We start from the raw sequence: 13,842 nt of genomic DNA, 5'->3' as shown, positions 1-13,842 counted from the left end.
TTTCCGCGGCTTGGCGCTGTTCACGCGGGTGTCGTGCGCAGGCCGTCCCGGCCGCGGATTCACCCGCGCGGGGTGGGTATGACCATCGTCGGAAAATCGGAGCGAACCGTTCCGAGAGCGACCGCGGTCTTCGAAAAACCCAGGAAAATCGCGAGGCCGGCGGCCAGTTCGACGGTTCCGTCGGGACCGTACGCCGCGACCAGGTCGGCCCGCAGCCCGGCCGCTCGTTCCTCGGCCGCGCCGTGCGGATCAGCGAGGAAGAAATCGGCGAAACGGATCACCACTTTGTGGCGTTCCGCCAGGCGGCTGAGTTCGAAACCGTCCGCGATCAGGGCGACCTGGTCCTCGTCGAGCCCGTCGGCGCGTGCCTGGGCGAACCGGATGTTGCGGCAGTAGCGGCAGCCGGTGACCCGGGCGCTGCGGAGCCGGGCGACCTCCTTGGCGGGGTGATCGACGACGCCGTCCCACCACAGGGTCGCGCACATGCGCAGGTAGGACGCGAGCAGCTCCGGCTGCCGGGCGAGCGGCGTCGCGGCGACGGGGCAGGCGGGCACGTGTCCGGCCGGCCCGGCGGGCGCCTCGGGGTCGAGTCCGCACGGGTGGACGAGCATCGGGTACGGCAGCTCCGGATCGGTTTCGTGGATGCCGAGCACGATCCGGAACCGGTCGAAGCCGTCGTACGCCGCGCACACCATCGCCAACCCGGCCACCCCCGCGTCGCCGAGGAGCCCGGCGAGCCGCGCGCGGTCGTCGTCGGTGATCATCCCGGGGGCGAGCACGAACAGCTCGGCGAACAGCAGGCACGCCGACTCGACCGGCGAGAAGGCGGCGTCCCCCGACCCGTGGGCCAAGCGGTCGATGCGGGTCTCGGTGAGCCCGGCGTGCACCGCGGCGCGCGTCCGGGCGGCCTGCTCGACCGGGCAGGCGTGCAGGCCCGCGATCCGCAGGCGGACCAGCTCGGTGAGCACGGGGTCCAGGACGGACGGCGACCACAGGCGGGTCACGAAGTCCCGATAGCGGGTGTACAGCGCGGGGCGCAGGCCGAAGGCACCGTCCAGCTCGGTGATCCCCTCGGCGCTCTCCGGAAGCCAGCCGGCCATGGGGACGCCTCCCTTCCCACACGTCGTCGGCACGCGTCCGGGCAGGTCACGGCCCGGCGCGCGCAGGCGGTCCGGGGGCATGGGTAACAGATGTTCCGTACAGCCGGAAGAGGCGTCGCGGAGCGTGGCCGCCCGCCGAGCCAAAGGCCCGTTTTGCCCGATAGGCACGGTGTGGCAAACCCGCATTTCCCACCAATCAGCCACATTTCGGTGTGACTTAGGTCATCTTTCATCGCGTTTGCCACCCGAATGCCCGCATCCTGTCTAGTGCTGAGGCTGAGAACGTCCGCCGGTTCGTGTCGCCCGAAGCCGGGTGCGCGCGACGACGCGGGCGCCGCACCGTGCTCCGGACACCACCGGGCACCCGCGGGCCGCACCGCGGGCGCCCTCGGGCACGGACGGTCGGAGCGGGCGGGTTTTCGCGGTCGCAGCAGGGGCGGATCATCCCGACCCGCCACACCGTCCGACCGCAGTCTTCGAGGAGCCGGACATGGAGCTCGACCGCAAGGACCTCACCCCCGAGTGCGCCGCCGCCGCGCGCAAGCTCGCCGGAACGGTCATCGCCCAGCGCTCGGGCTGGGCGGTACGCCACCCCGCCTTCTCCGGCTGGGCGAGCGTGGTGGCCGGTCAGGCCGACGACCTCGCCGCGACGGCGCCGCCCTTCCCGAGGGCGAGCCTGTGCTACCTGGCCAAGGCGCTGCGCGAGGCCTCGCACGCACACGGCGCAGGGGACAAGGAGGGCACCGCGGCGGCCTTCGCGACCGCACTGCGATTCGCCCGCAGCCTGCTGCGCACGCTCGACCGCTACGCGCCGGTCGCGGCGCCGGTGCTGTGCGAGGCGTGCGGCGAGCCGTACGTCGCCGCGCTCGCCCGCATCCCGCGGCAGCTCCCGTCGGGGCGCGCCGAGGAGGGGCCGGCCCACCTCGTGACCAGCCACGGGTCGCCCTACCGCGCCGAGGCGCACCAGCCCTGCCCCGCGGCCTGACCGGTCCGGCCCGCGTCGATCACCTGTTCGATCCGGTGGGATTCGGCTCGGCCGGTTCGGGACCGCCCCGAGGTCACCGCCGGCGGTACTCGCGGAGCCTCGGACGTACGGCGACCAGCACGAGCAGGATGCCGGCCCCCAGGACGACCGGGGGCAGCACGTCCCAGCCGGACAACGCGTCCTCGGCGTCGTCGACGCGACGCGAGAAGTCGGCGTGGTAGGTGCTCGCGAAGTCGTCGAGGGTGTCCTGGTAGTCGAAGAACTCGAACGCGAGGTTCCCGCGGCCCACGTTGGTGGCCATACCGATCGCCGCGGCCCGGTCCCCGCCCCGCACCGCCGCCACGAGCGCGGTGTCGTCGCGCCGGAACGCGGCGAGCCGCCGGACCAGCTCCTGGTTCCCGGAGGCGCCCTCCAGCACGGCGACCTTGTCGGAGAACTGCGCGCGGTAGTAGTCGGCCCGGTCCGGAAGGATCAGGTAGCGGCTCTCGTCCGCGTTGGCGTCGGACGCTATCGCGCGCGTGCGGGCCAGCGTGCCGAACGGATCGAACGACTCCGTCTTGGCGTCGCGCAGCCGCTCTCCGTGATCGTTCAGGAGCCCGGCCCCCAGGCCGGTCACGATGGCCACCGCCAGCGTCACGGCGGCGAGCGCCGGGTTGACGATCCGGCGGAAGCGGCGCGCCAACACGATCTGGAAACCGACGAGCACGGCCACCGCCGCGACACCGAGCGCCAGGACGACCAGCGCCGCCGTACGCGCGGAGTCGCGCCCGTCCCGGGTGGACGCGCTGAGCCCGGCCTCCGCGTCGGCACCAAGGCGGTCGGCCGCAGGCAACATGTCCTGGTGCAGGAGGGCGGTCGCGGTGAGGTAGAAGTTGATCGCGAGCGCGGGCGGGCGCCCCACCGACACCCGATCGACCACCTGGTCGTCGGCGAGGCGGGCCTGCCCGGTGAGGGAGTCGTACGTCGCCAGGTCGGCCAGCAGCGCCCGCGCCACCTCGTCGCCGTCGCCGCTGAGGCCGCCGTCGACGAGCTTCTGGATCGCGGCGCTGACCGCCGCACGGTCCCGGCGCAGTTGCCGCAGGGCCGACTGCTTGTTGCCGATCTCTTCCTCGTGGCCGATCAGCAGGACGTTCGCGACCTGGGCGTCCATGTCGGCCAGCGAATAGTAGAGCTCGGCGGCGGTCGCGGCCTGCGGGGCGGTGTCGCGCCCGACGGTGTGGAGGTCGCCGCGCGCGTCGGAGACACCGCTCACCAGCGTGACGAGAAGGGCGGCGATCAACGCCAGCGCGGCTGCCGTCCACAGGCGCAGGCGCATCGGAACGGACCAGCCGCGGAACCGTGGTGACGGGGCGTCAGGCATGACGTGCGACTTCGGCCCGGGGCGGGCCGGGAGGCCGGGTGCGCCTCCGGGAGGCGAGGCCGCCGGAGCGGCCACCGGTGCGGTCATGCACGAACGCTAGGCATGTGCCTGGTCGTCGTCCTCACGGCGAGGTGGCGCCCGGGCGAAGCCCACGTGAACGAAAGCGATTTCGCGGGGGTTGGGCGCCGCTCCGCGCTCGGGTTGGGCCCCGCGCCCGACCGAGGCACACTGGAGACAGCGGAGCCGTGATCCGCACGATGGGTCGCGGCCGAAACGCTGGAGGTCCGATGACCGGCACCAAGGTGGACGAGCAGAGCACCCGCGTCTCCCGGCACGAGGTGCACTCCCCGGAGCGCGTCATCGTCTCGCACGGCGACGTGCACCCCTCCGACGAGGACATGACGTCGGAGCAGACGTCGCACGCGAGCGAGACGTCGCAGGCGGAGGGGGAACGCGCGGAGGAGGCGTGACGAGCGCCCCGGCCCGCGGGGTCGTGGGCGGCGGACGAACTCGCGGATGCGTGTGAGGAGTTCGCGTTTCGAGCGCGGCTCCTCTCGCTGGTGCTGTACGGGGGCGCTCGTACCGCGGACGTGGTCCCCGACCGAACTCGCGGACGAATGCCAGGGGTTGGCGCGTGTGGGTTCGTCGCGTGCCCGGGCTCGCGCAGGCCCCTCGCGCAGGCCCGGGTCGCGTGCACGATCCCGGGCCGTGGCGAGAGAGCGGGAGCCGACGGGGCGCGGTTCCCGACGCGGATGCCCGGTGACCGGGCTCGTCGGCGCCGCCTCCTCTACTCCTGTTACTCCCGCCGGAAGACCGGTGCGCGCTTCTGCGCGAACGCCGTCGGTCCCTCCTTCGCGTCCGCTGTCGCGAACACCGGCTGCCCAATGGCGAGTTCGCGGGCCAGAGCTTCCGCTTCCGGGAGGTCCGCCGTCTCGATGATCGAGCGCTTGACCGCTTCCACGGCGAGCGGGCCGTTGGCGTTGATGGTCGCGGCGATCTCCAACGCGGCCTCCACCGCGGTGCCGGACGGCACCACGCGGCCGATGAGCCCGATCTCGCGAGCCTCCTCGGCGCTGTAGCGGCGCCCGGTCAGCAGCATCTCCATCGCGTTCGTATAGCCGATCTGGCGCTGGAGACGCACGGTCGAACCCCCGAGGGGAAACAGGCCGCGCTGGACTTCGGCGACCGCGAACACCGCGGTCTCGCCGGCCACCCGAATGTCGGTGCCCTGCAGGATCTCCGTCCCGCCCGCGACGCAGTAGCCCTCGACCGCCGCGATCAGCGGCTTGCGCGGGCGGTGGTGCCGCAGCATCGCCTTCCAGTGCAGGTCCTTGTCGGCGGCCATGCGCTCGCGGTAGACCGCCGAGGCTCCGTCGGCCAGGCCGGCACCGGCGAGGGCCTTGAGGTCCATGCCCGCGCAGAAGGCCCCGCCGGCGCCGGTCAGGACGATCGAGTAGATGTCGTCGTCGGCGTCGGCCTGGAGCCACGCGTCGTACAGGCCGACCAGCATCGGCAGGGAGAACGCGTTCTTCGCCTCCGGGCGGTTGAGCGTGACGAGCAGCGTTCCGTCACGCCGTTCGACCAGAAGGTGCGGGTTGGCGGCCAAGGCCCCTCCTTGTGCGACACGTCCCGAAATCGTCCGGGAATCACGATCATTGTCACAGTCAAGGGTGCAGGGGGTACGACACCGCCACAAGACCCACGGCGCGGTTATCGCACATCGCTATGGAATTCCCGCGCTCGCCTCCTTACTCTCCCGCCCATGGAATTCAACCTTGCCGACCTCTTCGAGTACGCGGTTGACCAATATCCGGCCCGCGAGGCCGTCGTCGCGAACGGCGAGCGCCGCACGTATGCCGAATTGGAGGCACGCGCGAATCGCCTCGCCCACCATCTCGCCGACGCGGGTGTCCGGGCGGGCGACAGCGTCGCGGTTTATGCCTACAACATCATCGAGTGGGCGGAGGCGATGCTCGCGATCTACAAGATCCGCGGCGTCTGCGTGAATGTGAACTTCCGGTATGTCGCCGACGAACTGGCCTACCTGCTCGACCAAGCCGAACCGGTCGCGATGATCTTCCAGCGCCGCTTCGCGGACCGCGTCGCGGAGGTCAGGCCCAAGATGGCGTCGCTGCGGCACCTCGTGGTCGTCGAGGACGGCACCGGCACACCCGGGGCCGACGCGTCCGGCGCCGTCCTCTACGAGCAGGCCCTCGCCGCGGCGTCGCCGGAGCGCGACTTCGCACCGCGGACCGGCGACGACGTGTACCTGCTGTTCACCGGCGGGACGACCGGGATGCCCAAGGGGGTGATGTGGCGTCAGGAAGACGTCATCTTCGCCCTCGGCGGCGGCATCGACCCGACCAACGGACACCGCGTCGACCGCGCCGAAGACCTCGCGGAGAAGGGGCGCGACGGCACCGGGACGTTCTTCCCGATCGCCCCGCTGATGCACGGCGCGACGCAGTGGGGCCTGCTCCAGAACCTGGCGAAGGGCCAACGGGTCGTGCTCATCGACAAGTTCGATCCGCATGCCGTGTGGCGGGCCGTCGAGGAGGAGAAGGTCAACGTCATCATGATCACCGGCGACGCGATGGCGCGGCCGTTGATCGAGGCCGTCGACGAGCCGCGCGCCGACGGACGAGCCGGTCCGTACGACCTGACCTCGCTTTTCGCGGTCTCCTCCAGTGCCGCGCTGTTCTCCCCGTCCCTCAAGGAAGCCTTCATGGAGCGCCTCGGGGTGATCGTCTCCGACGCGATCGGCGCGTCCGAGTCGGGCGCCAACGGGGTGGGCGTCGCGGTCAAGGGCCAGGCCGGGCGCGACGGCGGCGGCATCACCGTCAAGGCGGTGCCCGACTCGGTGGTCCTCGACGACGACCTCAATCCGCTGCCGCCCGGCGTCGTGGGCCGGCTCGGCCGAAGGGGCAACATCCCGCTCCGGTACCTCGGCGACCCGGTCAAGACCGCCGAGGTCTTCCGCACCGCGCCGGACGGGACGCGCTACGTCGTCCCGGGCGACTTCGCCCGCCTGGAGGAGGACGGCCGGATCACCCTGCTGGGCCGGGGTTCCGCGACCATCAACTCGGGCGGCGAGAAGATCTTCACCGAGGAGGTCGAGGGCGCGGTCAAGGAGCACCCCGACGTGTACGACGCGATCGTGGTGGGTGTCCCGCACGAGCGCTGGGGCCAGACGGTCGCGGTGGTCGTACAGCCGAGGGCCGGCGCCGAACCGACGCTGGAGGCCATCCAGGAGCACTGCCGCACGAGGATCGCGGGCTACAAAGTGCCGCGCGTGCTGCGGCTGGTCGCCCAGACGCGGCGGACCCCCACGGGGAAACCGGACCTGCCGTGGGCGCTTTCGGTGGCGGCGGAATAGCAGGCGTTCCCGGGCCGCGAATGCTCGGGACATGACGGTCGACCGGATGATGCGTATCCGGCCGACCGTCTTTCGCGTTTCGACCACCCCGGGCCGGGTCCCCCGCGGCGGAATCCGCCGGACCGGATTTCGCGCCCCGTATTCTCCGGAGCCGCGCATGCCTTTTCGGCCGACCGGAATTCTCCGGCCGACTCCGACCATGCACCGAGCCGATACTCCCGCCGCACACCTCGCCGCCGACGCACGTCCCGTGCGGAAACACCGGAATCCGCACCGGCTGTGTCCGGCACGACACGTCGGCGTGCTCGCCGAGCGACGCCGCCGCGCACCATTTCCTTGACTCTGCCTAGCAGTATGGCGTGCCGCGGCGCCGAACGGAAGGGTGGATCTGATGGAACGTCAGATACGACCGCGGGCGGACGACGCGGCACGCCTCGCCGTCCGCCCTCTCCCATCGCGCGATGCGTGGTTGCCTACTCCTGCGGGCGGTAGTCGCTGGACGCTCCCTCGGGGTCCGTCAACCGCAGCAGCGGACCGTACTCGTCCTCGGTGAGTTCGAAGGTCTCGACCACCGTCCGCTTTTCGCCGTCCCGGTTCGCATAGTTGCCGCTCTCACTGCACGTGTTCTGCATCGTGGTCTTGAGCTTGTCCGGCTTGAAGGTGATCTTGTCGCCCTGCACCGTGGCCTTGCCCTCCTCCGCCACGAACAGCGAAGTCGTGCAGCTGTAGACCGTGGACTGAAGCAGACCGTTCTGGCTGTACGAGCCGTCCGCCTTGATGGTCAGTTCCCTGTGCGTCCCGCTCGCCGGCGCGAACGCGCCCGTCACCGCGTCCTGGTAAGTGGTCGGCGAGGCGGAACCCGTCTTCCACACACCGACCAACTCGGCGGGAACCTTGCCACCGCCCTTGCCGCCGCCCTTGCCGCCCGCATCGGCCGCGCCCTCACCCGAGTCGCCCTGACCGGCGGCCACCTGGCCGCCCACACCGAACGGGCTTGCCGCGTCGGGATCATCGTCACCGCAGGCGGTCAGCGCTCCGAGCGCCAGCACACCGCCGGCGAACGCCACCCAACCCTTGCGCACCTTGCTGCGCGTCGTCGTACGCATGAACGTCTTCCCCCCGGAAGCAGTAGATCACCGCACCCGAAGTCCCCCCAGACAACCGGCGGTTCTCATCCCCGCCGGTCGGTGCGTGATGTCCTCACGCTACCGGCCCCGACAGCCGACGGTCGGCGTGCACACCCGCTCGTGACACAACACGCATCGATCGCGAACGAACGTGACCGGAGCGCGAAGGCCCAGCCCACGGGTCACGATGAAGATCGCGCGGACGGTGCACGGATATGCGAAGACATACGGCCACGCGGAAACAGGTCGCCGGCCTTTTTCCCCGATTTTCCCCGGAAACGCAAAAGAGGCTTCTCCCCGAAGGAAGAAGCCTCTCTCACACACAAATTCCGGCGGCGTCCTACTCTCCCACACCCCTTCGAGTGCAGTACCATCGGCGCTGAAGAGCTTAGCTACCGGGTTCGGAATGGAACCGGGCGTTTCCTCTCCGCCAAAACCACCGGAAAACCATCGAACACAACAACCCCAAAACCCAGGGCCACACGCCCGACAACCAACCAGCCCACCCCCACCAACACGGAGGCAGAAACCTGCTTGACGCCAAACCATGAACCACCGGAAACCGGTTGCGGTCCGGGAACCACACAATGAACGCGAACCAAAAAACAATCTGAAGACAAGTCCTCGGCCTATTAGTACCGGTCAGCTCCACACATCACTGCGCTTCCACATCCGGCCTATCAACCCGGTCGTCTACCGGGAGCCTTACCAGGTCAACCCTGTGGGAGCCCTCATCTCGAAGCAGGCTTCCCGCTTAGATGCTTTCAGCGGTTATCCCTCCCGAACGTAGCCAACCAGCCATGCCCTTGGCAGAACAACTGGCACACCAGAGGTTCGTCCATCCCGGTCCTCTCGTACTAGGGACAGCCCTTCTCAAGACTCCTACGCGCACAGCGGATAGGGACCGAACTGTCTCACGACGTTCTAAACCCAGCTCGCGTACCGCTTTAATGGGCGAACAGCCCAACCCTTGGGACCTACTCCAGCCCCAGGATGCGACGAGCCGACATCGAGGTGCCAAACCATCCCGTCGATATGGACTCTTGGGGAAGATCAGCCTGTTATCCCCGGGGTACCTTTTATCCGTTGAGCGACGGCGCTTCCACAAGCCACCGCCGGATCACTAGTCCCTGCTTTCGCACCTGCTCGACCCGTCAGTCTCACAGTCAAGCTCCCTTGTGCACTTACACTCGACACCTGATTGCCAACCAGGCTGAGGGAACCTTTGGGCGCCTCCGTTACCCTTTAGGAGGCAACCGCCCCAGTTAAACTACCCACCAGACACTGTCCCTGATCCGGATCACGGACCCAGGTTAGACATCCAGCACGACCAGAGTGGTATTTCAACGACGCCTCCACAACCACTGGCGTGATCGCTTCACCGGCTCCCACCTATCCTACACAAGCCGAACCGAACACCAATATCAAGCTATAGTAAAGGTCCCGGGGTCTTTCCGTCCTGCTGCGCGAAACGAGCATCTTTACTCGTAGTGCAATTTCACCGGGCCTGTGGTCGAGACAGTCGAGAAGTCGTTACGCCATTCGTGCAGGTCGGAACTTACCCGACAAGGAATTTCGCTACCTTAGGATGGTTATAGTTACCACCGCCGTTTACTGGCGCTTAAGTTCTCAGCCTCGCCCCGAAGGACTAACCGGTCCCCTTAACGTTCCAGCACCGGGCAGGCGTCAGTCCGTATACATCGTCTTACGACTTCGCACGGACCTGTGTTTTTAGTAAACAGTCGCTTCTCGCTGGTCTCTGCGGCCGACCCCAGCTCAAGAGGAAAACTCCGTCACCAGGACCGGCCCCCCTTCTCCCGAAGTTACGGGGGCATTTTGCCGAGTTCCTTGACCACAGTTCACCCGAACGCCTCGGTATTCTCTACCTGACCACCTGAGTCGGTTTGGGGTACGGGCCGCCACGACACTCACTAGAGGCTTTTCTCGACAGCATAGGATCATCCACTTCCCCTCAATCGGGTCGGCATCAGGTCTCAGACACATGCGGTGCGGATTTACCTACACCACGCCCTACACCCTTACCCCGGGACAACCACCGCCCGGGCTGGACTACCTTCCTGCGTCACCCCATCGCTCACCTACTACCCGCTTGGGCCGGCGGCTCCACCGCACCGATCCACCCGAAGGCATCACGGCCGCTTCACGGCCTTAGCATCACGAGGTTCAGCGTTGGCGCATCGTAGCGGGTACGGGAATATCAACCCGTTGTCCATCGACTACGCCTGTCGGCCTCGCCTTAGGTCCCGACTTACCCTGGGCGGATTAGCCTGCCCCAGGAACCCTTGGTCATCCGGCGCACACGTTTCCCACGTGTGATTCGCTACTCATGCCTGCATTCTCACTCGTGCAGCATCCACCACTGGCTTCCACCGCGGCTTCACCCGCTGCACGACGCTCCCCTACCCAGCAACACACCTGAACCACAAAGGCTTGGCTACTGTGTCACTGACACGACTTCGGCGGTGCGCTTGAGCCCCGCTACATTATCGGCGCGGAATCACTTGACCAGTGAGCTATTACGCACTCTTTCAAGGATGGCTGCTTCTAAGCCAACCTCCTGGTTGTCTCTGCGACTCCACATCCTTTCCCACTTAGCGCACGCTTCGGGGCCTTAGTCGGTGCTCTGGGCTGTTTCCCTCTCGACCACGGAGCTTATCCCCCGCAGTCTCACTGCCGCGCTCTCACTTACCGGCATTCGGAGTTTGGCTGATCTCAGTAACCCGGTAAGGCCCATCAACCATCCAGTGCTCTACCTCCGGCAAGAAACACACGACGCTGCACCTAAATGCATTTCGGGGAGAACCAGCTATCACGGAGTTTGATTGGCCTTTCACCCCTAACCACAGGTCATCCCCCAGGTTTTCAACCCTGGTGGGTTCGGGCCTCCACGAAGTCTTACCTCCGCTTCACCCTGCCCATGGCTAGATCACTCCGCTTCGGGTCTTGGGCGCGCGACTCAACCGCCCTCTTCGGACTCGCTTTCGCTACGGCTACCCCACACGGGTTAACCTCGCCACACACCGCAAACTCGCAGGCTCATTCTTCAAAAGGCACGCAGTCACGACCACCACACGACTAGCGCGGATGGCGACGCTCCCACGGCTTGTAGGCACACGGTTTCAGGTACTATTTCACTCCCCTCCCGGGGTACTTTTCACCTTTCCCTCACGGTACTAGTCCGCTATCGGTCACCAGGGAATATTTAGGCTTAGCGGGTGGTCCCGCCAGATTCACACGGGATTTCTCGGGCCCCGTGCTACTTGGGTATTCCTCAAACGAGCCGCATAAGTTTCGTCTACGGGGGTCTTACCCTCTACGCCGGACCTTTCGCATGTCCTTCGACTACCCATACGGTTTCTGACTCGCCGACCGGCCGGCAGACCGATCCAGAAAAAACCCACGACCCCGCGATGGCAACCCCTGCCGGGTATCACACCACCACGGTTTAGCCTCATCCACTTTCGCTCGCCACTACTCGCGGAATCACAGTTGTTTTCTCTTCCTGCGGGTACTGAGATGTTTCACTTCCCCGCGTTCCCTCCACACACCCTATACATTCAGGTGCGGGTGACAGCCCATGACGACTGCCGGGTTTCCCCATTCGGACACCCCCGGATCACAGCTCGGTTGACAGCTCCCCGGGGCCTATCGCGGCCTCCCACGTCCTTCATCGGTTCCTGATGCCCAGGCATCCACCGTGCGCCCTTACTAACTTGGCCACAGATGCTCGCGTTCACTGTGTAGTTCTCAAACAACAACCGGAAACAACGATCTCCCACCGATGCCTACCAGCACAAAGCCAGCGGTACACACGGCCGATCGAAACCGGCGATCCAGAGAGACACAAACCAAACGACCCCACCCCACGCACACGCGAGACAAGGCCGCAGGGCCCGTTCCCTCAGGACCCAACAACGTGCCCGACACCAGACCCCCCCGAACAGACCGCGTTCCACGCTGCAAGCAGCAGTACTAACCGTCCCGGAGGAAACCCGGCACCGAATAGTCAACGTTCCACCCATGAGCAACCCCCTCGGTACATTCGACCGAAGCGGGCCATGTGCTCCTTAGAAAGGAGGTGATCCAGCCGCACCTTCCGGTACGGCTACCTTGTTACGACTTCGTCCCAATCGCTGGTCCCACCTTCGACGGCTCCCCCCACAAGGGTTGGGCCACCGGCTTCGGGTGTTACCGACTTTCGTGACGTGACGGGCGGTGTGTACAAGGCCCGGGAACGTATTCACCGCAGCAATGCTGATCTGCGATTACTAGCGACTCCGACTTCATGGGGTCGAGTTGCAGACCCCAATCCGAACTGAGACCGGCTTTTTGGGATTCGCTCCACCTCGCGGTATCGCAGCCCATTGTACCGGCCATTGTAGCACGTGTGCAGCCCAAGACATAAGGGGCATGATGACTTGACGTCGTCCCCACCTTCCTCCGAGTTGACCCCGGCAGTCTCCTGTGAGTCCCCACCACCCCGAAGGGCGTGCTGGCAACACAGAACAAGGGTTGCGCTCGTTGCGGGACTTAACCCAACATCTCACGACACGAGCTGACGACAGCCATGCACCACCTGTCACCGGCCCAAAAGGACCCCCCATCTCTGGGAGTTTTCCGGCGATGTCAAGCCTTGGTAAGGTTCTTCGCGTTGCGTCGAATTAAGCCACATGCTCCGCCGCTTGTGCGGGCCCCCGTCAATTCCTTTGAGTTTTAGCCTTGCGGCCGTACTCCCCAGGCGGGGCACTTAATGCGTTAGCTGCGGCACGGACATCGTGGAATGACGCCCACACCTAGTGCCCAACGTTTACGGCGTGGACTACCAGGGTATCTAATCCTGTTCGCTCCCCACGCTTTCGCTCCTCAGCGTCAGTATCGGCCCAGAGACCCGCCTTCGCCACCGGTGTTCCTCCTGATATCTGCGCATTTCACCGCTACACCAGGAATTCCAGTCTCCCCTGCCGAACTCCAGCCTGCCCGTATCGAATGCAGGCCCGGGGTTGAGCCCCGGGTTTTCACATCCGACGTGACAAGCCGCCTACGAGCTCTTTACGCCCAATAATTCCGGACAACGCTCGCACCCTACGTATTACCGCGGCTGCTGGCACGTAGTTAGCCGGTGCTTCTTCTGCAGGTACCGTCACTCACGCTTCTTCCCTGCTGAAAGAGGTTTACAACCCGAAGGCCGTCATCCCTCACGCGGCGTCGCTGCGTCAGGCTTCCGCCCATTGCGCAATATTCCCCACTGCTGCCTCCCGTAGGAGTCTGGGCCGTGTCTCAGTCCCAGTGTGGCCGGTCGCCCTCTCAGGCCGGCTACCCGTCGTCGCCTTGGTAGGCCACTACCCCACCAACAAGCTGATAGGCCGCGGGCCCATCCTGCACCGCCGGAACTTTCAACCCCCACCCCATGCGAGGAAGGATCATATCCGGTATTAGACCCAGTTTCCCGGGCTTATCCCAGAGTGCAGGGCAGGTTGCCCACGTGTTACTCACCCGTTCGCCACTGATCCACCCCGAAGGGCTTCACCGTTCGACTTGCATGTGTTAAGCACGCCGCCAGCGTTCGTCCTGAGCCAGGATCAAACTCTCCGTAGATGCCTGCCGGTCATCCGGCGAACACACGGAACAAGCCGGCGCCACATCGGAGGAATAATCCGACCGGCGCCTGCGTCCTCGCTGTGACCCCCGACCGCTGACAATGATCGGAGGATTTTCTCCACCAAAGGAATCCCTACGCCCACCCACACCACCGGAAACGATTCCGATGGCACCAGTGAACGCCGGGGATATGTTACTTGGCGTTGACTTTTGGCACGCTGTTGAGTTCTCAAGGAACGGACGCTTCCTTTGAGACCCTGTCACCGGTCTCTCCG

Annotated in this window: 7 protein-coding genes and 3 rRNA genes; 3 read left to right on the top strand and 7 right to left on the bottom strand. The window is 66.3% G+C overall.

The window, feature by feature from the left end:
• Window positions 1–59 precede the first annotated feature (59 nt).
• Window positions 60–1,100 (bottom strand): carboxymuconolactone decarboxylase family protein, encoded by a 1,041-nt coding sequence (locus tag LO772_RS27780; protein ID WP_231774766.1) that lies wholly within the window; start codon window positions 1,098–1,100, stop codon window positions 60–62.
• 490 nt (window positions 1,101–1,590) lie between these two features.
• On the opposite strand from LO772_RS27780, the gene LO772_RS27775 reads away from it, so the two are divergent.
• Window positions 1,591–2,085: a hypothetical protein gene (locus LO772_RS27775; protein ID WP_231774765.1), complete on the top strand. Its 495-nt coding sequence runs from the start codon at window positions 1,591–1,593 to the stop codon at window positions 2,083–2,085.
• Between the two features lie 73 nt (window positions 2,086–2,158).
• Here LO772_RS27775 and LO772_RS27770 read toward each other — a convergent pair whose 3' ends face one another.
• A complete protein-coding gene (locus tag LO772_RS27770; protein WP_231774764.1) occupies window positions 2,159–3,532 on the bottom strand; it encodes a hypothetical protein in 1,374 nt (457 codons plus the stop codon).
• Window positions 3,533–3,732: 200 nt separating this feature from the next.
• On the opposite strand from LO772_RS27770, the gene LO772_RS27765 reads away from it, so the two are divergent.
• The gene (locus LO772_RS27765; protein ID WP_231774763.1) at window positions 3,733–3,915 is read left to right on the top strand and encodes a hypothetical protein; all 183 of its coding nucleotides are present in this window, start codon (window positions 3,733–3,735) and stop codon (window positions 3,913–3,915) included.
• 326 nt (window positions 3,916–4,241) lie between these two features.
• Here the strand turns inward: LO772_RS27765 and LO772_RS27760 are convergent, their stop codons facing one another.
• Entirely contained in the window at window positions 4,242–5,051 is an 810-nt protein-coding gene (locus LO772_RS27760) for a crotonase/enoyl-CoA hydratase family protein (RefSeq protein ID WP_231774762.1), read from the bottom strand.
• 156 nt (window positions 5,052–5,207) lie between these two features.
• Here LO772_RS27760 and LO772_RS27755 point away from each other — a divergent pair, with 156 nt between their 5' ends.
• Window positions 5,208–6,821 carry an acyl-CoA synthetase gene (locus tag LO772_RS27755; protein ID WP_231774761.1) on the top strand — a complete coding sequence of 538 codons (1,614 nt, stop codon included), beginning with the start codon at window positions 5,208–5,210 and terminating at the stop codon, window positions 6,819–6,821.
• Window positions 6,822–7,294: 473 nt separating this feature from the next.
• Here the strand turns inward: LO772_RS27755 and LO772_RS27750 are convergent, their stop codons facing one another.
• The 4 genes from LO772_RS27750 to LO772_RS27735 all read right to left on the bottom strand — a co-directional run bounded on the left by LO772_RS27750 (window position 7,295) and on the right by LO772_RS27735 (window position 13,564).
• Window positions 7,295–7,927 carry a hypothetical protein gene (locus tag LO772_RS27750; protein ID WP_231774760.1) on the bottom strand — a complete coding sequence of 211 codons (633 nt, stop codon included), beginning with the start codon at window positions 7,925–7,927 and terminating at the stop codon, window positions 7,295–7,297.
• Between the two features lie 348 nt (window positions 7,928–8,275).
• Window positions 8,276–8,392: ribosomal RNA gene (rrf, locus tag LO772_RS27745) — 5S ribosomal RNA — on the bottom strand.
• Between the two features lie 168 nt (window positions 8,393–8,560).
• Window positions 8,561–11,688 (bottom strand): 23S ribosomal RNA (locus tag LO772_RS27740).
• Window positions 11,689–12,040: 352 nt separating this feature from the next.
• A 16S ribosomal RNA gene (locus LO772_RS27735) occupies window positions 12,041–13,564 on the bottom strand.
• The 16S, 23S and 5S rRNA genes sit together here, the layout of an rRNA operon.
• Window positions 13,565–13,842 lie beyond the last annotated feature (278 nt).

This window comes from Yinghuangia sp. ASG 101, assembly GCF_021165735.1.
Taxonomy (GTDB): domain Bacteria; phylum Actinomycetota; class Actinomycetes; order Streptomycetales; family Streptomycetaceae; genus Yinghuangia.
The sequence above is the reverse complement of the archived record's forward strand: the minus strand, read 5'-3'. Positions and strand labels throughout refer to the sequence as shown.

What these genes read in the sequence shown, in the direction of transcription:
- LO772_RS27765 (WP_231774763.1), top strand. Translation starts at nt 3,733, where the DNA reads ATGACCGGCACCAAGGTGGACGAGCAGAGCACCCGCGTCTCCCGGCAC.
- LO772_RS27750 (WP_231774760.1), bottom strand. Translation starts at nt 7,927, where the DNA reads ATGCGTACGACGACGCGCAGCAAGGTGCGCAAGGGTTGGGTGGCGTTC.
- LO772_RS27755 (WP_231774761.1), top strand. Translation starts at nt 5,208, where the DNA reads ATGGAATTCAACCTTGCCGACCTCTTCGAGTACGCGGTTGACCAATAT.
- LO772_RS27775 (WP_231774765.1), top strand. Translation starts at nt 1,591, where the DNA reads ATGGAGCTCGACCGCAAGGACCTCACCCCCGAGTGCGCCGCCGCCGCG.
- LO772_RS27780 (WP_231774766.1), bottom strand. Translation starts at nt 1,100, where the DNA reads ATGGCCGGCTGGCTTCCGGAGAGCGCCGAGGGGATCACCGAGCTGGAC.
- LO772_RS27770 (WP_231774764.1), bottom strand. Translation starts at nt 3,532, where the DNA reads ATGACCGCACCGGTGGCCGCTCCGGCGGCCTCGCCTCCCGGAGGCGCA.